The sequence below is a fragment of the Actinacidiphila glaucinigra genome (assembly GCF_035918135.1).
GTDB classification, from domain to species: domain Bacteria; phylum Actinomycetota; class Actinomycetes; order Streptomycetales; family Streptomycetaceae; genus Actinacidiphila; species Actinacidiphila glaucinigra.
In genome coordinates this window covers 2,513,874-2,539,503 of the sequence record NZ_CP109144.1, presented here as the reverse complement: position 1 = coordinate 2,539,503, position 25,630 = coordinate 2,513,874, and the positions used below count along the sequence as shown (strand labels likewise).

General features: G+C 73.4%; 26 protein-coding genes. 20 read left to right on the top strand and 6 right to left on the bottom strand.

Annotation, left to right across the window (positions count from 1 at the left end; all coding sequences use genetic code 11):
• Positions 1–20 precede the first annotated feature (20 nt).
• A complete protein-coding gene (locus OIE69_RS11130) occupies positions 21–836 on the top strand; it encodes an AIM24 family protein (protein ID WP_326571808.1) in 816 nt (271 codons plus the stop codon).
• Positions 837–1,011: 175 nt separating this feature from the next.
• Here OIE69_RS11130 and OIE69_RS11125 read toward each other — a convergent pair whose 3' ends face one another.
• Positions 1,012–1,614, bottom strand: a complete 603-nt coding sequence (locus OIE69_RS11125; RefSeq protein ID WP_326571807.1) for a TetR/AcrR family transcriptional regulator — start codon at positions 1,612–1,614, stop codon at positions 1,012–1,014.
• Positions 1,615–1,722: 108 nt separating this feature from the next.
• Here OIE69_RS11125 and OIE69_RS11120 point away from each other — a divergent pair, with 108 nt between their 5' ends.
• The 5 genes from OIE69_RS11120 (at position 1,723) to OIE69_RS11100 (ending at position 6,175) form a co-directional block, all read left to right on the top strand.
• The gene (locus OIE69_RS11120) at positions 1,723–2,205 is read left to right on the top strand and encodes a peroxiredoxin (protein WP_326571806.1); all 483 of its coding nucleotides are present in this window, start codon (positions 1,723–1,725) and stop codon (positions 2,203–2,205) included.
• A 247-nt stretch (positions 2,206–2,452) separates the two neighbouring features.
• Positions 2,453–3,481, top strand: coding sequence for an L-threonine 3-dehydrogenase (gene tdh / locus OIE69_RS11115; RefSeq protein ID WP_326571805.1), 1,029 nt, complete (start codon positions 2,453–2,455; stop codon positions 3,479–3,481).
• A 62-nt stretch (positions 3,482–3,543) separates the two neighbouring features.
• Positions 3,544–4,737: a glycine C-acetyltransferase gene (locus OIE69_RS11110; RefSeq protein WP_326571804.1), complete on the top strand. Its 1,194-nt coding sequence runs from the start codon at positions 3,544–3,546 to the stop codon at positions 4,735–4,737.
• Positions 4,738–4,741: 4 nt separating this feature from the next.
• The gene (locus OIE69_RS11105) at positions 4,742–5,665 is read left to right on the top strand and encodes a LysR family transcriptional regulator (protein ID WP_326571803.1); all 924 of its coding nucleotides are present in this window, start codon (positions 4,742–4,744) and stop codon (positions 5,663–5,665) included.
• A gap of 84 nt (positions 5,666–5,749) precedes the next feature.
• Positions 5,750–6,175, top strand: a complete 426-nt coding sequence (locus OIE69_RS11100) for a ribonuclease domain-containing protein (RefSeq protein WP_326571802.1) — start codon at positions 5,750–5,752, stop codon at positions 6,173–6,175.
• 67 nt (positions 6,176–6,242) lie between these two features.
• On the opposite strand, the gene OIE69_RS11095 is transcribed toward OIE69_RS11100, so the two are convergent.
• A complete protein-coding gene (locus tag OIE69_RS11095; RefSeq protein ID WP_326571801.1) occupies positions 6,243–7,064 on the bottom strand; it encodes an HAD family hydrolase in 822 nt (273 codons plus the stop codon).
• Between the two features lie 638 nt (positions 7,065–7,702).
• Between OIE69_RS11095 and OIE69_RS11090 the strand changes: the two genes are divergently transcribed.
• The 14 genes from OIE69_RS11090 to OIE69_RS11025 all read left to right on the top strand — a co-directional run bounded on the left by OIE69_RS11090 (position 7,703) and on the right by OIE69_RS11025 (position 21,568).
• Positions 7,703–8,995 carry an ABC transporter substrate-binding protein gene (locus OIE69_RS11090; RefSeq protein ID WP_326571800.1) on the top strand — a complete coding sequence of 431 codons (1,293 nt, stop codon included), beginning with the start codon at positions 7,703–7,705 and terminating at the stop codon, positions 8,993–8,995.
• Positions 8,996–8,997: 2 nt separating this feature from the next.
• Positions 8,998–9,894 carry a carbohydrate ABC transporter permease gene (locus OIE69_RS11085; RefSeq protein WP_326571799.1) on the top strand — a complete coding sequence of 299 codons (897 nt, stop codon included), beginning with the start codon at positions 8,998–9,000 and terminating at the stop codon, positions 9,892–9,894.
• The gene (locus OIE69_RS11080; protein ID WP_326571798.1) at positions 9,894–10,817 is read left to right on the top strand and encodes a carbohydrate ABC transporter permease; all 924 of its coding nucleotides are present in this window, start codon (positions 9,894–9,896) and stop codon (positions 10,815–10,817) included. Before OIE69_RS11085 ends, OIE69_RS11080 begins: the two co-directional genes overlap by 1 nt.
• Entirely contained in the window at positions 10,814–12,925 is a 2,112-nt protein-coding gene (locus OIE69_RS11075) for an alpha-galactosidase (RefSeq protein WP_326571797.1), read from the top strand. Before OIE69_RS11080 ends, OIE69_RS11075 begins: the two co-directional genes overlap by 4 nt.
• Before the next feature lie 55 nt (positions 12,926–12,980).
• Positions 12,981–13,739: an SDR family NAD(P)-dependent oxidoreductase gene (locus OIE69_RS11070; RefSeq protein WP_326571796.1), complete on the top strand. Its 759-nt coding sequence runs from the start codon at positions 12,981–12,983 to the stop codon at positions 13,737–13,739.
• A gap of 49 nt (positions 13,740–13,788) precedes the next feature.
• On the top strand, positions 13,789–14,550 hold the full coding sequence (locus tag OIE69_RS11065) for a FadR/GntR family transcriptional regulator (protein ID WP_326571795.1): 762 nt from the start codon (positions 13,789–13,791) through the stop codon (positions 14,548–14,550).
• Positions 14,547–15,692, top strand: a complete 1,146-nt coding sequence (gene dgoD, locus OIE69_RS11060; RefSeq protein ID WP_326571794.1) for a galactonate dehydratase — start codon at positions 14,547–14,549, stop codon at positions 15,690–15,692. Before OIE69_RS11065 ends, dgoD begins: the two co-directional genes overlap by 4 nt.
• Positions 15,686–16,483, top strand: coding sequence for a hypothetical protein (locus OIE69_RS11055; protein ID WP_326571793.1), 798 nt, complete (start codon positions 15,686–15,688; stop codon positions 16,481–16,483). Before dgoD ends, OIE69_RS11055 begins: the two co-directional genes overlap by 7 nt.
• Positions 16,484–16,509: 26 nt before the next feature.
• A complete protein-coding gene (locus OIE69_RS11050; protein WP_326571792.1) occupies positions 16,510–17,145 on the top strand; it encodes a bifunctional 4-hydroxy-2-oxoglutarate aldolase/2-dehydro-3-deoxy-phosphogluconate aldolase in 636 nt (211 codons plus the stop codon).
• Positions 17,142–18,032 carry an SMP-30/gluconolactonase/LRE family protein gene (locus tag OIE69_RS11045; RefSeq protein ID WP_326571791.1) on the top strand — a complete coding sequence of 297 codons (891 nt, stop codon included), beginning with the start codon at positions 17,142–17,144 and terminating at the stop codon, positions 18,030–18,032. Before OIE69_RS11050 ends, OIE69_RS11045 begins: the two co-directional genes overlap by 4 nt.
• 9 nt (positions 18,033–18,041) lie before the next feature.
• Positions 18,042–19,019: a sugar kinase gene (locus tag OIE69_RS11040; RefSeq protein WP_326571790.1), complete on the top strand. Its 978-nt coding sequence runs from the start codon at positions 18,042–18,044 to the stop codon at positions 19,017–19,019.
• An 81-nt stretch (positions 19,020–19,100) separates the two neighbouring features.
• Positions 19,101–20,312 carry a cytochrome P450 family protein gene (locus OIE69_RS11035; RefSeq protein WP_326571789.1) on the top strand — a complete coding sequence of 404 codons (1,212 nt, stop codon included), beginning with the start codon at positions 19,101–19,103 and terminating at the stop codon, positions 20,310–20,312.
• Between the two features lie 57 nt (positions 20,313–20,369).
• Positions 20,370–20,567 carry a hypothetical protein gene (locus tag OIE69_RS11030; RefSeq protein ID WP_326571788.1) on the top strand — a complete coding sequence of 66 codons (198 nt, stop codon included), beginning with the start codon at positions 20,370–20,372 and terminating at the stop codon, positions 20,565–20,567.
• A 230-nt stretch (positions 20,568–20,797) separates the two neighbouring features.
• Positions 20,798–21,568 carry an SAM-dependent methyltransferase gene (locus tag OIE69_RS11025; protein ID WP_326571787.1) on the top strand — a complete coding sequence of 257 codons (771 nt, stop codon included), beginning with the start codon at positions 20,798–20,800 and terminating at the stop codon, positions 21,566–21,568.
• On the opposite strand, the gene OIE69_RS11020 is transcribed toward OIE69_RS11025, so the two are convergent.
• The 4 genes from OIE69_RS11020 to OIE69_RS11005 all read right to left on the bottom strand — a co-directional run bounded on the left by OIE69_RS11020 (position 21,546) and on the right by OIE69_RS11005 (position 25,438).
• Positions 21,546–22,214 carry a hypothetical protein gene (locus tag OIE69_RS11020; RefSeq protein ID WP_326571786.1) on the bottom strand — a complete coding sequence of 223 codons (669 nt, stop codon included), beginning with the start codon at positions 22,212–22,214 and terminating at the stop codon, positions 21,546–21,548. The genes OIE69_RS11025 and OIE69_RS11020 overlap by 23 nt on opposite strands.
• 117 nt (positions 22,215–22,331) lie before the next feature.
• Positions 22,332–23,369 (bottom strand): Gfo/Idh/MocA family protein, encoded by a 1,038-nt coding sequence (locus OIE69_RS11015; protein ID WP_326571785.1) that lies wholly within the window; start codon positions 23,367–23,369, stop codon positions 22,332–22,334.
• A 106-nt stretch (positions 23,370–23,475) separates the two neighbouring features.
• Complete coding sequence (locus OIE69_RS11010; RefSeq protein WP_326571784.1) at positions 23,476–24,495, bottom strand: Gfo/Idh/MocA family protein; 1,020 nt, start codon at positions 24,493–24,495, stop codon at positions 23,476–23,478.
• A gap of 31 nt (positions 24,496–24,526) precedes the next feature.
• Entirely contained in the window at positions 24,527–25,438 is a 912-nt protein-coding gene (locus OIE69_RS11005) for a sugar phosphate isomerase/epimerase family protein (protein ID WP_326571783.1), read from the bottom strand.
• Positions 25,439–25,630: the final 192 nt, after the last annotated feature.

The following is a 25,630-nucleotide window of genomic DNA, read 5'->3' as shown; positions in this document are numbered from 1 at the left end:
AGACCACCCGGAGCACCGCAGTGACCCTCAAGCAGCAGATCGTCGGCAACGCCATGCAGATGGCCGTGTGCACTCTCCAGCCCGGCCAGACCGTCTACTGCGAGGCGGGGAAGTTCCTGTTCAAGACCGCGAACGTGAGCATGGACACCCGGCTGGCCGGCCCCGGCGCCCAGCGCCAGGACCAGGGCGGCGCGGCGGGCGGCGGCATGGGCGGCATGCTGCGCCAGGCGATGGGCACGGCCATGCAGGTCGGCCAGCGCGTGCTGGCGGGCGAGAGCATCGCCTTCCAGTACTTCAGCGCGAGCGGCGGCGAGGGCACGGTCGGCTTCGCGGGTGTCCTGCCCGGCGAGATGCGCGCCCTGGAACTGGACGGGTCGCGCGCCTGGTACGCGGAGAAGGACGCCTTCGTGGCCGCCGAGTCGACCGTCGACTTCGGCATCGCCTTCCAGGGCGGCCGTACCGGGACCAGCGGCGGCGAGGGCTTTGTCCTGGAGAAGTTCACCGGCCGCGGCACGGTGATCATCGCGGGCGCGGGCAACTTCATCGACCTCAACCCCGCCGACTTCGGGGGCCGCATCGAGGTCGACACCGGCTGCATCGTCGCCTTCGAGGACGGCGTCCGCTACGGCGTGCAGCGCATCGGCGGGCTCAACCGGCAGGGGATCATGAACGCCGTCTTCGGCGGCGAGGGGCTGTCGCTGGCGACCCTGGAGGGCGACGGCCGCGTCATCCTGCAGTCCATGACCATCGAGGGCCTGGCCAACGCCCTGAAGAAGGCCCAGGGCGGCGACAAGCAGGGCCCGACCGGCGGGCTGTTCTCCACCCACGCCGGCTGACCCCGGCTGTGCCGCTGGGGCACCGCCCCGCGCCCGGTGCAGGGTCGCGGCCCACGCGCGGCGCCCGCCCGTACCTGCGACGGCGGGGCCGCTGCCTTGCGCGGGGCCCGCACAGCCGCGGACGCCGACCGGGTGCCGACCGGGCGGCCCCGGGCCGCGCCGCTGCCGGGAGCGCTCATCCCACCCCGGCCGAGCGCAGGACGTGCCGGACCGCCCGGTCCAGGGAGACGCGCACCGCGTCCGCGTCACCGAGCGCCGCGGTCATCACGGCGCCGTCGCGCAGCATCATCAGCGTCGCCGCGTCCTCGGCGGCCTCGGGGGCGCCCGCCTCGGCGAGCAGCCGGGCGACCAGCTCCCGCAGCCAGTCCCGGTGGGCCACGATCGCGCGCGAGACGGGGTCGGCCGGGTCCGGGTACTCCGCGGCCGCGTTGAGGAACGGGCAGCCGCGGAAGCCCGGCGAGCACAACTGGTCGCCGAGCGCGCCGGCCACCCCCGCCAGGGCCTCCCGGGCGCCCAGACCCTCCAGCGCGGCCGTGGTGAAGGCGCGGATCTGCTCGTCGGTGGCCTGGATGTAGCTCAGGACCAGCTGCTCCTTGCCCAGGAAGTGCCGGTAGAGCGTCGCCCTGGTGGTGGACGCCTCCGTGACGATCCGGTCCATGCCCACCGCGTGGATGCCCTCGGTGTAGAACAGCCGGGCCGCGGTGGCCAGGATGCGGTCGCGCGGCGGCGCGTCCGCGGCGGCGAACGTGACGAGGGGAACGGCGGGAGGGGCACTCATGTCCTTGACGGTAGCGGACGGTACCGCGTAGCGTCCGGCCAAGAACGAACGTTCTGTCTCGTCGCTCCTCGAATCCGCCGAGCCCACCCCCTTGCGAGAGGACCCCCCATGCCCGTGCCCGAGATCGGCACCCCCGCCCCCGACTTCACCCTCCCGGGAGTCCTGCTCGACGGATCGGGTGCCGAGCGCGGCGCCTACTCCCTGTCCGCGCAGCGCGGCGCCCCCGTCGTGCTCGCCTTCTATCCCGGGGACGACTCGGCCGTGTGCACCAAGCAGCTCTGCTCCTACACCTCCGACCTGGACCGCTTCCGCGACCTCGGGGCGACCGTGTGGGGCGTCAACTTCAGCGACCTCGACAGCCACGAGCGGTTCGCCCGCAAGCGCGACCTGCGCTTCCCGCTGCTCGCCGACACCGAGCGCACGGTGGCCAAGGCCTACGGCATCACCATGCCGGGCCTCGGCCTGAAGCGCTCGGTCTTCATCGTGGACGCGGAGGGCCTGGTGCGCTGGAAGCACGTCGCCCGCATCGGTCTGACCTTCCAGGACACCGACACCATCACCGCGCAGCTGGCCGCGCTCGGCCGGCGCTGAGCCGCGGGCGGCCCCGGGCGGCGGCGGCCCGCGTCGCCCTTCCGGCCGAGCGTGAAGCTGCGCTGTTGCCGAGCTTAAGAAAAGATCGATGGACTGAACGCTCGAAGCCGGGCAGATTGCTGTCTGCCCGGCAAACGCGCGAGCCGGCGCCGACGGGCGCCGCCGCTTCCGCCCGGGTCCCCTCGTGCCCGGTCCGCGTCCCCCCGCGCGGGCCGGGCCACCTCGTCTGCCGGCAGGAGTCGCAAGAGTGAAGGCACTGGTGAAGGAGAAGGCCGCGCCCGGCCTGTGGCTGCGGGACGTCCCGGAGCCGGAGATCGGTCCCGGGGACGTCCTCATCAAGGTGCTCCGTACCGGGATCTGCGGCACCGACCTGCACATCCGTGCCTGGGACGGCTGGGCCCAGCAGGCGGTGACCACCCCGCTCGTGCTCGGTCACGAGTTCGTCGGCGAGGTCGCGGCCGTCGGCTCCGGCGTCGCCGAGATCACGACCGGCGACCTCGTCAGCGGCGAGGGCCACCTCGTCTGCGGCAAGTGCCGCAACTGCCTGGCCGGCCGCCGCCACCTGTGCCGCAACACGATCGGCCTCGGAGTCGGCCGCGACGGGGCCTTCGCCGAGTACGTCGCGCTGCCCGCGTCCAACGTGTGGGTGCACCGGGTCCCCGTCGACCTCGACATAGCGGCGATCTTCGACCCGTTCGGCAACGCCGTCCACACCGCCCTGTCCTTCCCGCTGGTCGGCGAGGACGTGCTGATCACCGGCGCCGGGCCGATCGGCATCATGGCCGCCGCCGTCGCCCGGCACGCCGGCGCGCGCAACGTCGTCATCACCGACGTCAGCGAGTACCGCCTGGAGCTCGCCCGCAAGGTCGGCGTCAGCCTCGCCCTCAACGTCGCCGAGACCACCATCGCCGAAGGCCAGCGCGAGCTCGGCCTGCGCGAGGGCTTCGACATCGGCCTGGAGATGTCCGGCCGCCCCGAGGCCATGCGCGACATGATCGCCAACATGACGAACGGCGGCCGCATCGCGATGCTCGGCCTGCCCTCGGAGGACTTCTCCGTCGACTTCGCCAAGATCGTCACGTCGATGATCACCATCAAGGGCATCTACGGCCGCGAGATGTTCGAGACCTGGTACGCCATGTCCGTGCTGCTGGAGGGCGGCCTCGACATCGCCCCCGTGGTCACCGGCCGCTACTCCTACCGCGACTTCGACGCCGCCTTCGACGACGCGGCGAGCGGCCGCTGCGGCAAGGTCGTCCTCGACTGGACCGCCTGACCCTCCCGGCCCCCGAGGCACGGCCCACCCGCACCACCCGCAGCTTCCCAGGGAGAACCCCGATGTTCGACTCCGTCCGCGACGACCTGCGCGGCACCCTCGACGAGATCCGCGAGGCCGGGCTCTTCAAGCCCGAGCGCGTGATCGGCAGCCCGCAGAGCGCCTCCGTCTCGGTCACGGGCGGGGGCGCCCCCGGCGACGTCCTCAACTTCTGCGCCAACAACTACCTCGGCCTGGCCGACCATCCCGAGGTCACCGCCGCCGCCAAGGACGCCCTGGACCGCTGGGGCTACGGCATGGCGTCCGTCCGCTTCATCTGCGGCACCCAGGAGGTCCACAAGGAGCTCGAGGCCCGGCTGTCCGCCTTCCTCGGCACCGAGGACACGATCCTCTACAGCTCCTGCTTCGACGCCAACGGCGGCGTCTTCGAGACCCTTCTCGACGAGAACGACGCCGTCATCTCCGACGCGCTCAACCACGCCAGCATCATCGACGGCATCCGGCTGTCCAAGGCCCGCCGCCTGCGCTACGCCAACCGCGACATGGCCGAGCTGGAGGCCCGCCTCAAGGAGGCCTCCGACGCCCGCCGCCGCCTCATCGTCACCGACGGCGTCTTCTCGATGGACGGCTACATCGCGCCGCTGGACGAGATCTGCGACCTCGCCGACCGCTACGACGCCATGGTCATGGTCGACGACTCCCACGCCGTCGGCTTCACCGGCCCCGGCGGCCGCGGCACCCACGCCCTGCACGGCGTGATGGACCGCGTCGACATCCTCACCGGCACCCTCGGCAAGGCCCTCGGCGGCGCCTCCGGCGGCTACGTCGCGGCCCGCGCGGAGATCGTCGCGCTGCTGCGCCAGCGCTCCCGCCCGTACCTGTTCTCCAACTCCCTCGCGCCGGTCATCGCCGCCGCCTCCCTCAAGGTCCTGGACCTGATCGAGGACTCCGAGGACCTGCGCACCCGCCTCGCGGAGAACACCGCCCTCTTCCGCTCCCGCATGACCGAGGCCGGCTTCGAGATCCTGCCCGGCGAGCACCCCATCGCCCCGGTCATGATCGGAGACGCCTCGGAGGCGGGCCGCATGGCGGAGCTGCTGCTGGAGCGCGGCGTCTACGTCATCGGCTTCTCGTACCCCGTCGTGCCGCACGGCAAGGCCCGCATCCGGGTCCAGCTGTCGGCCGCCCACTCCACCGCGGACGTCGACAAGGCGGTGGACGCATTCATCGCCGCGCGCGAGGCCCTGGCAGGATGAATGGGTGATTGACGCACGACGGCTGCGGACCCTGCGGGCCGTGGCGGACCACCGTACGGTGACCGCCGCGGCCGCGGCGCTGTACCTGACCCCCTCCGCGGTCTCCCAGCAGCTCGCGGCCCTGGAGCACGAGACCGGCCACCGGCTGCTGGAACGCGGCGGACGCGGCGTCCAGCTCACCCCCGTCGGCGAGATCCTGCTCGCTCACGCCAACACGGTCCTCGCCCAGCTCGAACGAGCCGAGGCCGAGTTGGCCGCCTACACCTCCGGTGCCGCCGGCGAGGTGACCGTGGCCTCCTTCGCCACCGGCATCGCGCTGGTGCTCGCCCCGGCCATCACCGCCCTGGCCGGCACCGCCCCGGGCATCCGGGTCCGGGTCCGGGACGCCGAGGGCGACGAGTCGCTGCCCATGGTGCTGGACGGCCGCGCCGAGATCGCCGTCGCCGTCGAGTACCGCGGCGCCCCCCGCGCCGACGACCAGCGGCTCTCCCGCGTCCCCCTGTACGCCGAGCCCTTCGACGCCGTCCTCCCGTCGGGCCACCGGCTCGCCGACGCCGGGACGGGCTCCGTCCGCGTCGCCGACCTCGCCGGCGAGACCTGGATCGGCCCCTACCCCGGCAACCCCTGCCACGACGTGGTCGTCCTCGCCTGCGAGTACGCCGGTTTCCAGCCCCGCCTGGAGCACTCCTCCGACGACTTCCGCGCGGTCGTCGCCCTCGCGGCGGCGGGCGCGGGCGTGGCCCTCGTCCCGCGCAGCGCCCTGCGCGACATGGACCTGTCCGGCGTCGCCGTGCGCCCCGTCGACGACGTCGTCGCCACCCGCCGCGTCTTCGCCGCCGTCCGCCGCGGCGCCGAGGAGCACCCCCTGCTCCGCCCGGTCCTGGAGGCCCTGCGCGAGGCGGCGGAGGGTGCGGGCGGCACGGACTGACGCGGGCCGGAAGGTGTGAACTCCCGGGGAACATCCCGTGATTGTCGTTGACATGACAGGCTCTACGCGCGTCATCCTGGGTGCATGAGAATCCCCCCACGGATCCTTCGCATCGGCGCCCTGGGCGCCCTCGCCTCGGCCCTTCTCGTCGGCGGCCCCGCCGTCGCCACCGCCGCCCCGGCGCCCGCCGGCACCACGGCCACGGCGGTCGTCGCGGCCGCGTCGGTAGGTGACATCTGCTACTCCGGCCTGCCGTCCCAGGCCCACACCACGCTCCGGTTGATCGACCAGGGCGGCCCGTTCCCGTACCCGCAGGACGGGACGGTCTTCCAGAACCGCGAGGGTGTGCTGCCCGCCCACGCGAGCGGCTACTACCACGAGTACACGGTCAAGACGCCCGGCTCCTCGACCCGCGGCGCCCGGCGGATCGTCACCGGCCAGGGTGCCGACGAGGACTACTACACGAGCGACCACTATGTGACGTTCGACCTGATCGACCACGGCTGCTGACGCGGCCCCGTCCACCGTCCTCGGGGCGGCGCCCGGCAGGTCCCACCGGGCGCCGCCCTTCGGTGTGTCAGCGCTCCCGCGCCCCCGCCCCGAAGAGCCGCTCCAGGACGCGGGCCACGCCGTCGTCCTCGTTGGAGGCCGTGCGGTGGGGGACCGCCGCGAGTACGGCCGGGTGGGCGTTGGCGACGGCGCAGGCCGTGCCCGCCCAGGTCAGGACGGACAGGTCGTTGGGCATGTCGCCGAAGGCGACGACCCGCTCGGCGGGGATGCCGCGGTCCGCGCACAGGGCCGCGAGGGCGGCCGCCTTGGTGACGCCGCGGGCGCTGACCTCCAGCAGGCCGCGGCCGCCGGAGTGGGTGAACTGGGCCCCGCCGCCGACGGCGTGCTCCGCGACGGCCAGCAGGGCGTCCGCGTCGAGCGCGGGCGACCAGGCGAGCAGTTTCACGACGGGGCCCGGGATCGTCCACAGTTCGGCGAGCGAGCGCACGGGGAGTTCGGCGTCCGCGTCCTCCGGCAGGTGGTGCCCGTACCCCGGGGCCCAGCGCAGATGGTGGCCCGTCTCCACGGCGAAGCCGACGCCGGGTGCCGCGTCCTGCAGGGCGGCGGCGACCCTCCGCGCGACGGTGGCGGCGAGCGGGGTGGACCCCGTGACGGTGCGGCTGCCGATGTCGTACACGATCGCGCCGTTGGAGCACACCGCGGTCCCGGTGAGGCCGGTGGCGGCGGCCAGGGCATCGAGATGGCGGGGCGGCCGGGCGGTGACGAGGACGACCTCCGCGCCCGCGCCGGCCGTGGCGCCCAGGGCTTCCAGCGTACGGGCGGAGAGCGTGCCGTCGTCGCGCAGGAGCGTGCCGTCGAGATCGGTGGCGACCAGGAGGGGGCGGGACATCGCCGCATCCTACGGAACCCTGCGGGACCGGGTGCCGCGACCCCTTCCAGGTCACCGAAAGATCGCGTTTTTAAGTTAATTAGCAATTAATATTGACAGGCTTCGGGGGCCCGGCCACAGTTTCCGCCGTGGCACCGGCGCCCGGTACGACCGGAGTGGGGTGCCCCGTACCCCCAACTCTCGGGAGAACCCATTGGCTTCGCATCGTGCAGCGACGGCGCGACCGCGGCAGGCCGCAGCGGCCTTCGGCCGTCGTGGACGACGCGGGGCGGCTGCGGGTGACCGCGCGGGCCTTCGACGGCTCGACGCGTTCGTCGCCTCCCGCGAGGTGGGTGGTCGCGTCCGTCAGGCCGCGCTCTGAGCCGCGCGCGACCGTCATCCTGCTGCGCCTCGCAGCGCCCCGTTCCACCCCGCCTTCACCTGCTCCACCCCGCCTCACCTGCGTCAACCCGTGCCATCCGGCACCAACGGGTGCGCCCCCGGGCCGTGTTCGGCCCGGAGGCGGACCCTCCAGAAAATAAATTAGTAATTAATCTTGACGGGACACTGACCCCTGCGACAGGCTCTTCCTGCCGCACCCAGAGCCGGGCCGTCAGGGGGCCTCAGCTCCGTTCCGTGGGCACCAAGGGAGTGCACATATGACCGCCTTCAACGCCAGCCGCCGCCGGTTCCTCGCCGTGTCCGGCGCAGTCGGCACCGGCGCGCTGCTCAGCAGCTGCGTCACCCAGAGCCCGTCCGCCTCCGGAGGAGAGTCCGGCGGCCCGGTGACCCTGCAGTCCAACCTCTCCTCCCCGCAGGCGAAGACCTCGATGCAGCAGCTCGTGGCCGCCTTCAACAAGAGCGGCGGGGCCGAGGCGAAGCTCAACACCGTCGCGTCGGAGACCTTCCGCACGCAGCTGCCGACGTACCTCACCTCGGCCAACCCGCCGGACATCTACACCTGGTACCCGGGCTCCGTCGCCGAGTCGTACGCCAAGAAGGACCTGCTCCTCGACCTGGACGACATCTGGGGCAAGCCCGAGCTGTCAGGCTACTCCGACGCCCTGAAGAAGCTGTGCACCTCGACCTCCAGCGGCAAGAAGGTCTTCGTGCCCACCAGCTACTACTGGTGGGGCATGTTCTACCGGAAGTCCAACTTCGCCAAGTGGGGCGTCCAGGAGCCGAAGAACTGGGACGAGTTCCTCGACCTGTGCGACAAGCTCAAGAGCAAGGGCGTCGCCCCGATCGGCCTCGGCGCCGGCGGCGACACCCCGTGGGTCGCCTCCGCCTGGTTCGACTACCTCAACATCCGTGTCAACGGCGCGACGTACCACCGCGAACTGCTCGCGGGCAAGCACCGCTTCGACGACCCCGAGGTCCGCAAGGTCTTCGACACGTGGGACCAGGCCCGCCCGTACTTCGACCCCAACGGCACGGCGATACCGTTCCAGGACGCCACCACCGCCCTCCTGCAGGGCCGGACCGGCATGATGCTCATCGGCACCTTCTTCGCCGATGCCGCGCCGAAGGACGCCCTGGGCGACCTGGACTTCTTCCAGTTCCCGATCATCGACCCCAAGGTGCCGGTCGCCGAGGAGGCGCCCACCGACGGCTACTTCGCCAGCGCCCGCAGCAAGCGCACCGACGGCGTCAAGGAGCTGCTGAGCTACCTGGCCACCGCCGAGGCGCAGGAGCTCTACCTCAAGAACTCCTCCGGCACCGCGTTGCCCACCAACCCGGACGCCAAGGACGCCGGCACCCCGCTGGTGGTCAAGGGCCGCAAGCTCATCGAGAGCGCCGCCGACGTCACGCAGTTCTTCAACCGCGACTCCAGCGACGCCCTCCAGCCGACTGCGGACACCGCGCTGGTGCACTACCTGGCCAAGCCCAAGCAGATCGGCTCCATCCTTACCACGTGGCAGCGCAGCGCACAGAAGATCTGGAGCCAGTGACAATGGCGCTGATCGGCTCCACACGTCGGTCCAGGGCCACCCGGGTGCCCCCGGTGGTCCTGGCCTTCGTCCTCATCCCGCTGCTCGCCGAGGCCTTCTGGGTCTTCTGGCCGGCCCTCCAGGGCTTCTACCTGTCCCTGACCTCCTGGGACGGCCTGGCGGCCCCGAAGTTCGTGGGCCTCGGCAACTTCAGCGAGATGGTGCACGACCCGGTCTTCCGCACCGCCGCGATCAACACGGTGCTGTGGCTGCTGCTCTTCGGCGGGCTCTCCGCCGCCCTGGGACTCGGTGCCGCGCTGCTGCTCCAGCAGGAGCGGCGCGGCGTCGGGTTCTACCGGGCGGCGCTCTTCCTGCCGGTGGTCTTCTCGCTGGTCGCCACCGCGCTGGTCTGGCAGGCCATGTACCAGCCGGACGGCCTGATCAACAACGTGCTGGACGGCATCGGCCTCGGCAGCTGGAAGCACGCCTGGCTCGCCGACCAGGACACCGCCTTCTACGCGGTGATCGTGCCCGCGCTGTGGCGGCAGGTCGGCTACGTGATGGTGCTGTACCTGGCCGGCCTCAAGGGCGTCGACCCCGCCCTGTACGAGGCGGCCAAGGTCGACGGCGCCACCCGCTGGCAGCAGTTCCGGCACATCACGCTGCCACAGCTGCGCAGCGTCAACGCGGTCGTCCTGTCGGTGATCATCATCGACTCGCTGCGCTCGTTCGACGTGGTGTGGGCGCTCACCCGCGGCGGCCCGTACCACTCCTCCGAACTGCTGAGCACCTACATGTACTCCACCGCGTTCCAGTCCCTGCGCCTGGGATACGGCTCCGCGCTCGCCGTCGTCATCTTCGTGCTGGCCTTCGGCGTCATCGCGAGCTACCTCGTGCGCGCCTTCCGGGAGGCCGACTGATGACCGCCACCCACGCCACCGCGCGCGTCGAGGAACCGTCCGACCGCGACGGCCGGGCCGCCAAGGTACCGACCGCGGCTCCCCGCCGGTCCGTCCTGCGCGGCCGTGCCCTGCGCACGACCGGCTTCCACCTCACCGCGGGCCTGCTGTCCGCGCTGTGGCTGCTGCCGATCGTCCTCGTCCTGGTCACCAGCACCCGGACCTTCGACGACATCGCCGCGCACGGCGTCGGCAGCTGGCCGCACTCCTTCACCCTCGACGGCTTCCGCCAGGCGTGGGTGGACGGCGGCCAGCAGCGCGCCCTCATCAACAGCCTGCTGGTCACGATCCCCAGCGTGCTGCTCTCCCTGGGCCTGGCCTCCATGGCCGCCTTCGGGCTCAGCCGTTACGACCTGCCCTTCCGGCGCGTCCTGCTGCTGCTCATGCTCGGCGGCAACCTGCTGCCTCCGCAGATCCTGCTGATCCCGGTCTCCAAGCTCAGCGAAGTGCTCGGCATCTACGACCAGCTGTACGCCCTGATCGGGGTGCAGGTCGGCTTCGGCGTCGGCTTCTACGTCTTCGTGCTGCACGGCTTCATGCGTGCGATCCCCGGCGAGATCCAGCAGGCCGCCGTCATCGACGGCGCGGGCCCCTGGCAGATCTACTGGCGGATCATCCTGCCGCTGGCCCGCCCGGCGCTGGCCGCGCTGAGCGCCCTGTCGTTCACCTGGATCTTCAACGACCTGCTGTGGGCGATCACGGTGCTGCGCACCGACACCCAGATGCCCATCACCGCGTCCCTCATCGGACTGCAGGGCCAGTACGTCTCCATGTGGAACGTCATCGCGGCCGGCTCGGTGATCGCCGCCGCCCCGACCGTGGCCGTCTTCCTCCGCTTCCAGCGCCACTTCGTGGCCGGACTCAACCTCGGAGCCGTCAAGTGACCGCGCACGACCGGTGGCTGCTGCGCACCGACACCACCACCTACGCCGTCACCCTCGGTGGCGACGGCCGCTGGGCCGAACTCGCCGCCTGGGGGCCGCACGGCGCCGAGGACGGGCCGTCGCCCATGGACTGGTCGCGCCGCACCCACTTCATCACCCCCGCCGACGCCGCCCCGGCCGAGTACATCCCGTACGGGCTGCGGCCGTTCACCGGCGCCGACCTGGTCGCCTCCCGTCCCGGCGGCGACCGCGGCAGCTGGTGGCGGTTCGACGGAGCCACGCAGGACGGCGACCGCGCCCTGCGCCTGGACTTCGCCGACGACCTCCTCGGGCTGCGCACCACGCTGCACTACGAGACGGTGCCCGGCACCGACGTCGTCCTGCGCTGGACGGAGCTGACCTGCACCGGCGAGGACGAGGTGCGGCTGGAGCGCTTCGACTCCGCCGCCGTCAACGTGCCCGTCCAGGGCGGCGCGCGGCTGAGCTACCTGGCCGGCCAGTGGTCCCAGGAGTTCCAGCTGCGGGACGTGGAACTGGAGCGCGGGCGCTTCGAGATGGAGAGCACCCAGGGCTCCGCCGGTCACGCGTACCACCCGTGGCTCGCGGTCCAGGACGCGGCCGCCCCCGCCGAGGGCGCCACCCCCACCTACGGGATCGCCCTGGAGTGGTCCGGCAACTGGCGGATCACCGCCGACGCCGAGCCCGGCGGCGCGGTGCGCGTCCGGGCCGGCCGCGTGCCCCACGAGGGCGCCGTCCGCCTCGCCCCCGGCGCCACCCTCGTCACGCCCCGGCTGGCATGCGCCTTCAGTCCCGACGGCCTCGACGGCCTGGCCCGCGTCTGGCACCGCTACGAGCGGCACCTGACCGGCGAGCGCATGGACCGGCCCCGCAAGGTGCTCTACAACTCGTGGGAGGCCACCGGCTTCGACGTCGACGCCGAAGGCCAGCTGGAGCTCGCCAAGGTCGCCGCCGAACTCGGCGCCGAACTCTTCGTCGTCGACGACGGCTGGTTCACCGGCCGGCCCGACGACACCGGCGGCCTCGGCGACTGGGACCCGGACCCGGCCGAATTCCCCGGCGGATTCGACCGGTTCGTCGAGGACGTGCGCGCCCTCGGCCTGGACTTCGGCCTCTGGGTCGAACCCGAGGGGATCAGCCCCCGCTCGAAGCTCTACGCCGAGCACCCCGAGTGGGTCTACCGGATCGACGGCCGGCCCGCGACGCTCGTGCGCAACCAGCTGCTGCTCGACCTCGGCCGCGAGGACGTCCAGGAATTCGTCATCGGCACGCTCGACGGGTTGCTCGGCTCCCACGCCATCAGCTATCTCAAGTGGGACATGAACCGTCCGCCCACCGAGCGCGGCCGCCCCGGCCACCCGGTGGGCGCCGACCCCGAGCACCAGGACCTCGACGCCGCGCACGTCGCCGGCTACCTCCGCGTCCTGGACCACCTGCGCACCGCCCACCCCCACGTCACCGTCGAGGGCTGCGCGGGCGGCGGCGGGCGCGTCGAGCACGCCACCATCGCCCGCACCGACGTGGTGTGGCCCAGCGACAACACCGCGCCCATGGACCGGCTGCGCATCCAGTACGGCTACCTCCACGCGCACGCCCCGCACACCATGAGCTCCTGGGTCACCGACGCCCCCGGCGTCTTCGACCCGCGGCCGCGCTCGCTCGCCTTCCGCTTCGTCAACTCCATGGCGGGCGTGCTCGGCATCGGGGCCGACATCCGCCACTGGACGCCCGAGCAGCGGTCGGAGGCCGCGCGGTGGATCGCCCGCTACAAGGAGGTCCGCGACGTCGTCCACCACGGCGAGGTCCACCTGCTGGGCAGCCCCGCCGACCCGACCTGCGGCGTCCAGTACGAGGAACCGGGCGGTGACCGCCTGGTGGTGACGGCCTGGAACACCGGTCTCCTCGACGGAGCGCCCCTGGTGCCCGGCCGGGCCGCCCGGCTCCGCCTGCGCGGGCTGCGACCGGACGCCGTCTACGCCGACTCCGCCACCGGTACCCGCTACAGCGGCGCGTACCTCCTCCACTCGGGGCTGCCGTTCGCCTGGACCGCCGAACACGACGCGGAGTTGACCGTCCTGGCACGGCAGTGACAACAGCGGAAGAATCCTCCCCCCACCCCCGCTCGAACAGGAGACGACCCACCCCATGAACCCAGCGGCCCGTTTCACCAACCGCGTCGCCGTCGTCACCGGCGCCGCGTCGGGCATCGGTGCGGCAAGCGCGGCACGCCTCGCGGCGGAGGGCGCGGCCGTCGTCCTCGTCGACATCGCCGCCGAACGCGGCGAGGAGACCGCCGAACTGCTGCGCAAGGAGGGGGCCCGTGCCCTGTTCGTCGCCGCCGACGTCGCGAACGAGGACGACTGGGCGCGGGTGATCACTGCGGCCCACACCTTCGGGCCCGTCGGTGTCCTGGTCAGCAACGCGTACACGGTGGCGGTCGCGCCGGCCCACGAGACCAGCCTCGCCTCCTGGGAGCGGCAGCTGTCGGTCAACCTCACCGGCGCCTTCCTGGGCGTGAAGGCGACGCTGCCCGACCTGCGCGAACACCAGGGGGCGGTGGTGCTCGTCTCCTCGGTCCACGCCCACCGCGGCATCCCCGGCCACCCGGCGTACGCGGCGAGCAAGGGCGCCCTGCTGTCGCTGTGCGGTCAGCTCGCCGTCGAGTACGGCCCGGACGTCCGCGTCAACGCGGTGCTGCCGGGACCGATCCTGACCGCTGCCTGGGACCGCGTCCCGGAGGCCGACCGCGTGACGAGCGTCGCCGAGACCGCGGCCCGCCGCTTCGGCACTCCCGAGGAGGTCGCCGCCGCCGTCGCCTTCCTCGCCGCCGGCGAAGCCTCCTACATCACCGGATCGAGCCTGCTCGTGGACGGCGGCTGGAGCGTCACCAAGGCCTCGGCCTGACGGAACCGAACGCACCGGCCACCGACCGAACAGTAAGAAAGGCAAACACATGACGCCATACGCGCGCCGAGGAGTGCACGGCCAGACCGTGGAGACCCTCGCCCGCCGGGTGCTCAGCGGCGAGATCCCCGAGGGAGCGACGCTCGACATGGCGGCCCTGCAGAGCGAGCTGGACGTCAGCCTGACGGCCCTGCGTGAATCGTTGAAGGTGCTCGCGGCCAAGGGAATGGTCGACGCCCGGCAGAAGCGCGGCACGTTCGTCCGGCCCCGCTCGGACTGGAACCTGCTCGACGCCGACGTGCTGCGCTGGCAGTTCTCCGAGAGCAACGGCACCGGCGCCGACACCGCGCTGCTGCGCAACCTCGGCGAGGTCCGCGGCATCATCGAACCCGCCGCCGTGCGGCTGGCCGCGGCCCGCCGCACCGACGCCGATCTGGAGGCGCTGGAGGCGGCACTGACCGCCATGGGCGAGGAGAGCGGCGCGAACCACGCCGTGGAGGCCGACCTCGCCTTCCACCGGGCGCTGCTCGCGGCCACCCACAACGAACTGCTGGAACGCATGGAGATGGTCATCGAGTCGGGCCTGGCCCAGCGCGACCAGCTCGTGCACAGCGCCCCGCACAGCGAGGACCCGGTGCCCAGCCACCGGGCCGTCCTCGACGCCGTGCGCGACCGGGACCCGGACGCCGCGGAACACGCCATGCGCGCCCTGCTCGACCAGGCGACGCGCGATCTCGACAAGGTCAGCGGCCCGCAGGCGCCCGAGGGCGCGGACGGTTCCACCGAGCAGAAGGACGGCCAGGCACAGTGAAGATCGCGCGCGTCGAGACCTTCCTCGTCCCGCCCCGCTGGCTGTTCTGCCGCATCGAGACCGACGACGGCGTCGTCGGCTGGGGCGAGCCGGTGGTCGAGGGCCGGGCCGAGGTGGTGCGGACGGCCGTGGAGGTGCTCGCCGAACACCTCGTGGGCCAGGACCCGCTGCGGATCCAGGACCACTGGCAGGTGCTCAGCAAGGGCGGCTTCTACCGGGGCGGGCCCGTGCTCTCCAGCGCGGTGGCCGGCATCGACCAGGCCCTGTGGGACATCGCCGGCCGCGCCCTCGGCGTTCCGGTGCACACCCTGCTCGGCGGCCCGGTCCGCGACTCGGTCCGGGTGTACGCCTGGGTCGGCGGCGACGAGCCGGACCGGCTCAAGGAGGAGATCAACGCCCAGGTGGAGGCGGGCTTCACGGCCGTCAAGATGAACGCCGCCGGGCGCACCCCGCCGCTCGGCAGCCCGGCGGAGACGGCCGCCGTCGTGCAGCGCGTCGCGGCCGCCCGCGAGGCCCTCGGCCCGCACCGGGACGTCGCGGTCGACTTCCACGGACGGTTCAGCGCCGCCAACGCGCGGCGCGTGCTGCACGAGATAGCCCCGCTGCACCCGCTGTTCGTCGAGGAGCCCGTCCTGCCCGAGCAGGCGCACCTGCTGCCGGGCCTGGTCGCCGCCTCGTCCGTGCCGCTCGCCACAGGTGAACGGCTCTACGGCCGTGCCGACTTCCTCCCGGCCCTGACGGCGGGCATCGCCGTGGCCCAGCCGGACCTGTCGCACGCCGGCGGGATATCGGAGGTCACCCGGATCGCCTCGCTCGCCGAGACCTTCGGCGCGCACCTGGCGCCGCACTGCCCGCTCGGTCCGATCGCGCTGGCCGCGAGCCTGCAGGTCGCCTTCGCCACGCCGAACTTCCTGATCCAGGAGCAGAGCCGGGGCATCCACTACAACAAGGACGCCGACCTGCTGTCCTACCTGGTCGACACCGAGCCCTTCCGGTTCGTCGACGGCCAGGCGCGTCGCACCGAACTGCCCGGGCTCGGCGTCGTGATCGACGAGAACGCGGTTCGCGCCGCGGACCGTTCCGGCCACGCCTGGCGCAACCCGGTGTGGCGGCACGCCGACGGCTCCTTCGCCGAATGGTGACCGGCGACCGGGTCCCGGTCTCCGTGGTCACCGACCCGGACCACGGCGGCCGCTGGACCTCGCTGACCGCGGGCGGCCGTGAATGGCTCTGGCACCGCGACGAGCCCCGCCGCCCCCGGGTCCGGCCCGGCGACCCCTTCGCCGACGCCGGCGGTCTGGAGGAGTGCGTACCCACCGTGCGCGGGCTGCCCGACCACGGGGACGCATGGCCACGGCCCTGGCGCCGGGAGGGGGACGCGGAGGTCGCGGACTGCCCCGACTTCCGGCTCACCCGGCGCCTGAGCTCGCGGGCGGGGGCCGCCGTCGCCGACTACACGCTCACCGCCGAGCCGGGCTACCGCTTCGTGTGGGCCGCCCACGCCCTGCTGGAACTCTCCCCGGACGCGTGGCTCGGCGTCGACGCGGGCACGGAGACCCGGCTCTACCCGGACGAGGGCGCGGGCTGGGTCACCGGTGCCTGGCCGCGCGTCGAGGGCATCCCCCTCGACCGGCTCGGACCCGACGACGGGAGCGCCGTCGGGGCGGTCGTCCTCACCCCGGGGGTGACCGTGCACGACGGCCCCGACGCGCTGCACCTGGCCGTCGAGGCCGGCGGCGTGCCCGTCGCGGTCGCCCTGTGGCGCAACCTCGGCGGCTTCCCCGAGGACGCGCCGTACCGATCGATCGGCGTCGAGCCGATGCTCGGCCGCGTCTTCGACCGTGCCGGGGCGGACGACGGCGACACGGTCGTCGTCCCGCCCTCCGGCGAGGTCGCCTGGCGGCTTACGGTCACCGCGACCCGCCGCCCCTGAACCCCCATCACCAGAAGGGATGTCGGATGGACCTGCTCGCCGCGCTGCGTGCCCGCCGGCTGCTCGCCATCGTCCGCGGCAGCGACCCGGACGCCGCGCTGACCACCGTGCTCACCCTCGTCGAGGAGGGGATCACCCTCATCGAGGTGTCCCTCAGCGGACGTGACGCGCTCGACGTCATCGCCCGGGCGCGGACCGCGCTCGGCCCGGACGCGACCCTCGGGGCCGGAACCGTGCTCAGCGCGGACGACGCACGGGCCGCCCACAAGGCCGGTGCCACCTTCCTGGTCACCCCCGCGGTCAGCGACGGGATCGCCACCGGGCGGGACCTCGGACTCCCGGTCCTCGCCGGGGTGATGACCCCCACCGACATCCTCCAGGCGCTGCGCCTGGGCGCCGACGCCCTCAAGTTGTTCCCGGCCGGCAGCGCCGGCGGCCCCGGCTATCTGCGGGATCTGCGAGGCCCCTTCCCCGACCTGCCGTTCGTTCCCGTGGGCGGCGTGGACGCGCGGGCCGCCGCGGAGTACCTGCGGGGCGGCGCCGTCGCCGTCGGCGTCGGATCGCCCCTGATCGGTGACGCCGCCGAGGGCGGCGACGTCACGGCCCTGCGTGAACGGGCCCGCTCCTTCCTGGACGTCGTCCGCGCGGAGACCCGCCCGTGACCGCGACCGTGCCCCCGGCGGTCCTGGGGACCGACCGCCTCGAACTCGGCGAGGGCATCCGCTGGACGGACGGCCGCGCCGTGCTCACCGACATCCTCAGCGGCCGGCTGCTGGCCGCCGCCGACGGCCCCGCCGCCCCGCACACGCTTGTCGCACAACTCCCCTGCCCACTGGGCGCGGTGGCGCCGGTCGAGGGCCGCCCCGGCCACTGGATCGCGGCCGCGGGCACCGGCATCTGCATCATCGACCCCGCGGGCCGGGCCGAGTGGATCGCCCGCCCCGAGGACGACGCCCCGGTGCCGATGCGGATGAACGACGGCGTCGCCGACCCGCACGGCCGCTTCTGGGCGGGCAGCATGGCGTACGACACCACCGCGGACGCCGGCTCGCTCTACCGCCTGGACCGCGACGGCCGCGTCACCCGCGTGCTGCGGGACATCACGATCCCCAACGGCCCGGCCTTCACCGCAGACGGCACCGCCATGTACCTCGCCGACAGCGCCCGGGGCGTCATCCGGCGCTACCCGGTCGACCCCGCGAGCGGCGACCTCGGCACCCCCGAGACCTTCGCCGCCCTCGCGGACGGCAGCCCCGACGGCATGACCACCGACAGCGAGGGCGGGCTGTGGACCGCCGTCTGGGGCACCGGGCAGGCCCACCGCTACCGCCCCGACGGCAGCCTCGACCGGATCGTCGACCTGCCCGCCGGACAGCCCGCCGGGCTGTGCCTCGGCGGCCCCGACGGCCGGACCCTCCTCGTCACCAGCGCGCACATCGGCCTGGCCGCCCCGGGACCGCTCGACGGCGCCGTGTTCGCCGTCCGGGTGGACGTGCCCGGCACACCGGCCGCCGCGTACCGCCCGGTGGACCGCGCCGACACCCCCTAGGAAGACACGATGAGCACCCCCCGGACGCTGCGACCCGGACCCGTGGTCTGCGTCGGCGAGACGATGGCCGCCCTCGCCCCCGACCCGCTCGGGCCGCTGGACGACGCGGACCTGCTGCGCGTCGACATCGCGGGCGCCGAGTCCAACGTCGCGCTCTACCTCGCCGACCACGGCATCCCCGCCCGATGGGTCTCCGCGGTCGGCGACGACCCCTTCGGCCGGCGGGTCCGCGCGCGGATCGCCGCGGGCGGCGTCGATGTCGCCGGGGTACGCACCGACCCCGCCCGGCCCACCGGGCTCCTGCTCAAGGACCCGGGCGCGCACGGCACCCGCGTCCACTACCACCGCGCGGGGTCCGCCGCCTCGGCGCTCACCCCGGACGTGCTCGACGACCCGGCCCTGACCGGGGCTGCGCTCGTCCACCTCAGCGGTATCACGCCCGCGCTGTCGCCCGGCTGCCACGCCCTCGTCGAACGGGCGCTGCGCCCCGACCGCCCGTGGCCCGTCAGCTTCGACGTCAACCACCGCCCCGCGCTGTGGACCGGCCGCTCCGCCGCCGACGTCCTGCGGCAGCTCGCCGACCGGGCCGACATCGTCCTCGTGGGTCTCGACGAGGCCCAGGCCCTGTGGGGCGAGGGGATCACCGACGCCCGCTCGGTCCGCGAACTGCTGCCCGGTCCAGGCGTTCTCGTCGTCAAGGACGGGTCCCGCGCCGCCACGGCCTTCACCGGGACCGACGCCCACACCGTGCCCGCCCTCACCGTCCGGGTGGCGGAACCGGTGGGCGCCGGGGACGCCTTCGCCGCCGGCTTCCTCAGCGGTCTGCTGCGGGACCTGCCCGTGGAGCGCGCCCTGCGGCTCGGCCATCTGACCGCGGCCTCCGCCCTGCGCGTCGCCGCCGACCACGGGCCACTGCCGGCCCCCGCCGTCGTCGCCTCGCTCCTGGATGCGGACGAGGAGACCTGGCGTGCCGCCACGGTCGGCTGAGTCCTTCGGATGAGACCGTCCGGGGTGTCTCGTCCCGCAGGGTGACGTGTCGCGGCGGGCCCCCGGGTTACCGTGCGGCACATGGACACGGTCGATCTCACGGTCTACGGCGAGGAGTTCACCGCCGATCCCTATCCCTTCTACGCCAGGCTCCGCGAGAAGGGGCCCGTGCATCGCGTGCGCACCGCCGACGTCGGGGAGCTGTGGCTGATCGTCGGCCACGACCAGGCCCGGGCCGCGCTCGCCGACACCCGGTTCGCCAAGGACTCCCGCGCACTCGGCTGGCTGTCCTACGACGAGGAACTCCTCGGCCGCCACATGCTCGTCTCCGACCCGCCCGAGCACACCCGGCTGCGCAAGCTGGTGGCCCGGGAGTTCACCGGCCGCCGAGTCGAGGGACTGGCGCCGCGCGTGGAGGAGATCACCGCCGGGCTGCTCGACGCGATGCTGGCCCGCCCGGACGGCACCGCCGACCTCGTCGAGGCGCTCGCCTACCCGCTTCCCATCACGGTCATCTGCGAGCTGCTCGGGGTTCCCGACCTGGACCGGGAGGCCTTCCGGGCCTGGTCGAACGAGGTTGTCGCACCGACCGGACCGGAGACCGAGCGCAGGGCCTTCGAGGAACTCGCGGCCTACCTCCACGAGCTGATCGAGGACAAGCGCTGCGCGCCCGGCGACGACCTGATGAGCGCGCTCATCCGCACCACCTCCGAGGACGGCGACCGGCTCTCGCGCTCCGAGCTCAGCGGCATGGCCTTCCTGCTGCTGATCGCCGGACACGAGACCACGGTCAACCTGATCTCCAACGGTGTCCGCGCGCTGCTCACCCATCCGGACCAACTGGCGCTCCTGCGGGCCGACATGGGCCTCATCGACGGGGCCGTGGAGGAGATGCTCCGCTACGACGGCCCGGTGGAGACCGCCACCTTCCGCTTCACGACGGAACCGGTCGACGTCGCCGGCACCGTCATCCCGGCCCGCGAACCCGTCCTCGTCGCCCTGGCCGCCGCCGATCGCGACCCGGGCCACTTTCCCGAGGCGGACCGCTTCGACATCCGCCGGGACACCCGCGGCCACGTCGCCTTCGGGCACGGCCTCCACTTCTGCCTCGGCGCCCCGCTCGCCCGGCTCGAAGGACGCGTCGCCGTCCGCGCCCTCCTGGAGCGCTGCCCCGACCTCGCCCTCGACGCCGATCCGGTGAAGCTGGACTGGCTGCCCGGCATGCTCATGCGCGGTGTGCGCCGGCTCCCCGTGCGCTTCACGCCCACCGGCTCCGGCACGCCCGGCGCCTAGCACGGCCGTGCCCCTCCCCAGGGCGGGCTCGCGGGGCAGGCAGCACAGGAGACCACCGTGACCGTCGCGGTCGTCTTCCCGGCGGCGGCGGCCGAGGGGATGATCTTTCAGCGGCGGCCGCCGCTCTGCGACGACACCGCAGACGACACCGCCGGCTGCGCCGACGGGCTGGGCCGGCTCGGCCCTCGTGTGGACCGCGACCCGGTCCGCGTCCACGAGGCGTTCGCCGCGCTGCACGGAGAGCGGGGCCCGTAGCGGTGGACCGCACCGGCCCGCCGTTGTGATGATCTTCCTGTCCATGCCGGACGTCCTTTCCCCCGTGGCGGCCCTGACGGACGTATCGCCGTGACGGCCCTGACGCCGTGACGGCCGCGCTCCCGTAACAGCCTTGCGAAGAGGGAAACCGCCACCGCCGCGGATCGCGTTGCACGCCCGAGCCGAATTAACCGGATGCGGTGAACCGCCCGTCCTGCGAAGCTGCGCCGATGGACCGACGCCGCGTCTCACGCATCGCGCACACCCACCACCCCATCGCCGCGCCGCTCGACGACGCGGTGGTGCGCCGTCTCCTCGGCAGGGCGCTGCGCCGAGGCGACGAACGCATCCTCGACCTCGGCTGTGGGGAGGCCGCCTGGCTCCTGCGGGCCCTCGACGGGCACCCGGGCGTCACCGCGGAGGGCGTCGACCTGGACACCGGCGCTCTGGCGAAGGCGGCCCGCGAGGCCGCCGCGCTCGGCGTCGGCGACCGGCTGACCCTCCACGAACAGGACGCGGGCGACTTTGCCACGAAGCGCCCCTTCGACGTCGTCCTCAGCGTCGGCGCCGCGCACGCCTTCGGCGGCCTCCTGCCGACCCTGGCCGCGGCCCGCGCCCACCTCGCCCCCGGAGGCACCGTCCTCGTCGGCGACGGCTTCTGGGAGCGCGAACCGACCCCGGGCCTCGTCGAGATGCTGGGAGAGTACGAGGACCTGGCGAGCACCGTGGACCGGATCGTCGCGGACGGCTGGACCCCGGTTTTCGCCCACGTCAGCACCGTCCGCGAGTGGGACGACTACGAGTGGTCCTGGACCGGCTCCCTCTCCGAGTGGGCCCTGGACCACCCCGGCGACCCGGACAGCGGTGCCGCCCTCGAAGCCGCCGCCGTCCACCGCGCCGAATGGCTGCACGGCTACCGCGGCAGGTTCGGCTTCGTCACGCTGCTGCTGCGCCGCACGACCTCCCGACCGCCGGCGCTCAAGCGTCCGGCAGCCCCGTAGGCCGGGAACGGAAGCTCGCCACCACGATGTGGAGGCTGACGACCAGCGCCCAGAGGGGGAAGACCAGCTCGGCCAGCGGCACGTTCGGCACCACGAACAGCAAGGTGACGCCCACGAGGTACCCCAGCAGCACCAGCCAGCGCGGGAACGACCCCAGCCGCATCGCGACGGTCGAGGCCGACAGCACGAACACCGCCGCCATGCGCATCGAGTACGTCGTCAGCAGGCTGTAGGTGAAGTGCTGCCCGAAGTACGACAGCTCGGCCCGTGGGGTACCGGGCGAGGCGATCTCCGTGGTGGCCAGCAGGCTGCCGGCCGCGGCGGCGGCGCCGAAGAGGGTCGCGACGAACACCAGGCCGCTGCCGAGGAACACCGTCGAGAGGAACTTGTCCTCGCCCGGGCCGACGTGCGCGCGCACCGCGCCGATGAACCACAGGAAGAAGATGCCGGCGAAGGGGATGAGGGCCAGCGCCGTCTGCACGCCGCTGCGCGAGGACAGGCTGAGCGGCGAGCCGGTCAGCGCGCCCTCACCGCTGGGGATGGAGGCCCGGACCAGGACGATGGCGGCGCCGATCAGCACCGCGAACGCGATCCCCACCAGTCCCGCCGCTCGAGGCGTGCGCAGCGCCTGGGCCTTCATCGCCATGAAAGGTTCTTCCCTCGTGGACAGCCGGGACCGACTCATCCCAGGAAGCACCGGCGCAGATGATCACGCCACCCGGGGCGGACCGCGGGGGTGACGTGCCCGCGGCGCCCCGCGGGGTCATCCCACGCGCTTGGCGGCGCGCTTGGCGACCTCGGCCGTCTCGGCGATCGTGACCGGCCGCCGCTCGCTGCGCGAGACCTCGCACGCCTCCGCCACGAGCAGCGCGTCGAGCGCCTCGCGCCCGTCGCAGGGGTTCTCCGACCGGCCCGTCACCACCTGCAGGAAGGCGTCGATCTCCGCCCGGTACGCGTCCCCGAAGCGGTCCACGAACCCGGTCCACGGGTCGGGTACGCCCGGCGCCGCGCCCGGTTCCACGGACGTGACCGGCGTACGGGGACCGACGCCGACCGCGATCTGGTCCAGCGATCCGGCGAGTTCCATGCGGATGTCGTACCCCGCGCCGTTGTAGCGGGTGGAGGTGGCGGTCGCGAGGGTGCCGTCGTCGAGGGTGAGGAGTGCCGCCGCGGTGTCCACGTCGCCCGCCGCGCGGAAGAAGTCCGCCCCGCCGTTGGCACCCGTGGCGTACACCTCGACGACCTCACGGCCGGTCACCCACCGCACCGCGTCGAAGTCGTGGATCAGGCAGTCCCGGTAGAGCCCGCCGGACAGCGGCACGAACTCCGGCGGCGGGGGCGCCATGTCGGAGGTCAGCGCCCGTACGGTGTGCAGCCGTCCGAGCCGGCCGGTCCGGACGGCCTCGCGGGCGGCGCGGTAGCCGGGGTCGAAGCGGCGCTGGAAGCCCATCTGGAGGACGGTGCCGGCCTCCTCGACCTCACGCAGCGCGGTGACCGTCGACTCCAGGTCGAGGGCGACCGGCTTCTCGCAGTACGCGGGGAGCCCGGCCCGCACCGCGCGCGAGATCAGCCCGGCGTGGGCGGCGGTAGCCGAGGCGATGACGACCGCGTCCGCGCCGCCCGCGAACGCCGCGTCGACCGAGGCCGCCGCCCGGGCCCCGGTGCCGAGCCGCGCGGCGGCCCCGGCGGCCCGCGCGGCGTCGGCGTCCGCGAGGACCAGTTCGGAGACATCGGGGTGGGCGTGGAGGGTGGCCGCGTGGAAGGAACCGAGGCGCCCGACGCCGAAGAGGACAACGCGCATGTACAGGGGTGCCTTTCTCACGGGTGCGGTGGAGGCGCGGGCGGGGCGGCCAGGGAGTAACCGCCCCACCCGCGCCGGATCGGGGGTGGCCGGCGACGCGCGTCCCTCAGCGGTAGAACGCCGGACGGTCGACCAGTTCGACCTCGACGCGCCCGCCCTCGCCCTGCGAGCGGACGCCGGCCTCGCAGACCGCCGCGGCGGCGTAGCCGTCCCAGACACTGGGGCCGGTGACCTCGCCGCGCCGGGTCGCGTCGACCCAGGCCTGGACCTCGCGGTCGTAGGCGTCGGCGAAGCGTTCCACGAAGTCCTGGGCGATCGTGCCGCCCCAGCGGCCCGCGGTGTTGACGAGCAGGTCGTGCGCGTCGCCGATGCGGGCGCTGCCGCGTTCGCAGACGGCCTCGGCCTGCACCTGGTAGCCGAAACCGCAGTTGAGGTAGACCTCGACGTCGACGACCGCGCCGCCGTCGGTCTCGAAGACCACGAACTGCGGGTCGTCCAGGCCCTCGGGCGCGTTCGCCGAGGGGCGCGGGCGCAGCACGGTGACGGCGGTGATCTCCTGGCCGAGCAGCCAGCGGGTCACGTCCATCTCGTGCACGAGCGAGTCGTTGACGAGGTTGGCGTTGGTGAAGCCGGGCGGGATGCTCGCGTTGCGGTGCCGGTTGTGCAGCATCAGTGTCCGGCCCAGTTCACCGCCGTCCAGCAGGGCCTTGAGCTTGCTGTACTCCGCGTCGTAGCGCCGCATGAAGCCGACCTGCACCCGCCGGTGCCCCAGCCGCTGTTCGGCCTCCATCACACGCAGCGCGGAGGCCGCGTCCGGTGTGAGCGGCTTCTCGCACAGCACCGGCAGGTCGTGCTCGAAGGCGGTGAGCAGCGCCGCCTCGTGGGCGGGGCCGGGAGAGGCGATCAGGACGGCGTCCACGTCGGCCGCGGCCATGGCCGACGCGGGGTCGGTGTAGGCCGTGCAGCCCTCGATGCCGTCGGCGACCGCCTTCACGCGTTCGGCGTCGACGTCGACGACGGCGGTCACCCGGGCGCCGCTCACGACGTCGTTGATGCGGCGTACGTGGTCGGCGCCCATCTTGCCGGTCCCGATGACGGCGACCCCGAGCGGTCCGTGCTGCGTCATGATGCGTGTCTTCCCTTTCGTGGGCGGTGCGTCAGGCACCGCAGGAGCGCAGGAACTTCCGGGTGCGCTGCGCGATGGGCAGCGGCCGCTCCGGCTCGCAGGGGTACATGTCCTGCTCGACGATGGCGAACAGGTCGACGCCCAGGCCCTGGGCGGCGGCCAGCACCGGTTCCAGGGCGGGCACCCCGCCCGGCGGCTCGCACATGACGCCGCGCTGCACGGCCGGGCCGAAGGGGACCCCGTTCTTGACGACGTCGGCGAGGATCTCCGGGTCGACCTGCTTCAGGTGCAGGTAGCCGATCCGCTCCCCGTAGGTCTCGATGAGCTTGACGCTGTCGCCGCCGCAGTAGGCGTAGTGGCCGGTGTCCAGGCAGAGGCTGACCAGGCCGGGGTCGGTGGCGTCGAGGAAGCGCTCGACGTGCTCCTCGGTGTCGATGTGCGTGTCGGCGTGCGGGTGGACCACGATGTCCAGGCCGTAGGTGTCGCGGACCTGGCGGCCCAGCCGCTCCATGCCGGTGGCGAGGTGTCCCCACTGCTCTGCGGTGAGCTCGCGCGGCTCGATGATCTCGGCGGTCTTGTCGTCGCGCCAGAAGGACGGGATGACCACCAGGTGCCGGGCGTCCATCGCCTGGGCGAGCGCCGCGACCTGGCCGACGTGCTCCCACGTGGCGTCCCAGACCGACGGGCCGCGGTGCAGGGAGGTGAAGACGGTGCCCGCGGAGACCTTCAGGCCCCGGCGCGCGGTCTCCTCGGTGAGCCGGGCCGGGTCGGTCGGCAGGTAGCCGTACGGGCCGAGCTCGATCCACTCGTAGCCCGACTGGGAGACCTCGTCGAGGAAGCGCTGCCAGGGCACCTGCTGCGGGTCGTCGGGGAACCAGACGCCCCACGAGTCGGGCGCGGAGCCGATCCGGATCCGGTCCAGAACGGGGGAGGGGGCAGTCATGAGGAGGGCTCCTCTCGCCGGTCGCCGCGGACCGGTCGTGGTTCGGTAGGGCGGCCCGTCAGGGCGGTGGTACGGATGCCCGCGGAGCTCCGTGGTCCCGCTGGAAGCTTCGCCGTCCGGCCGGGCAGCCGTCAAGAGTTGGTCCTGACATACGGACGTCATGTCAGGCTGGGGGAGGTCCGGGGCCGGCCC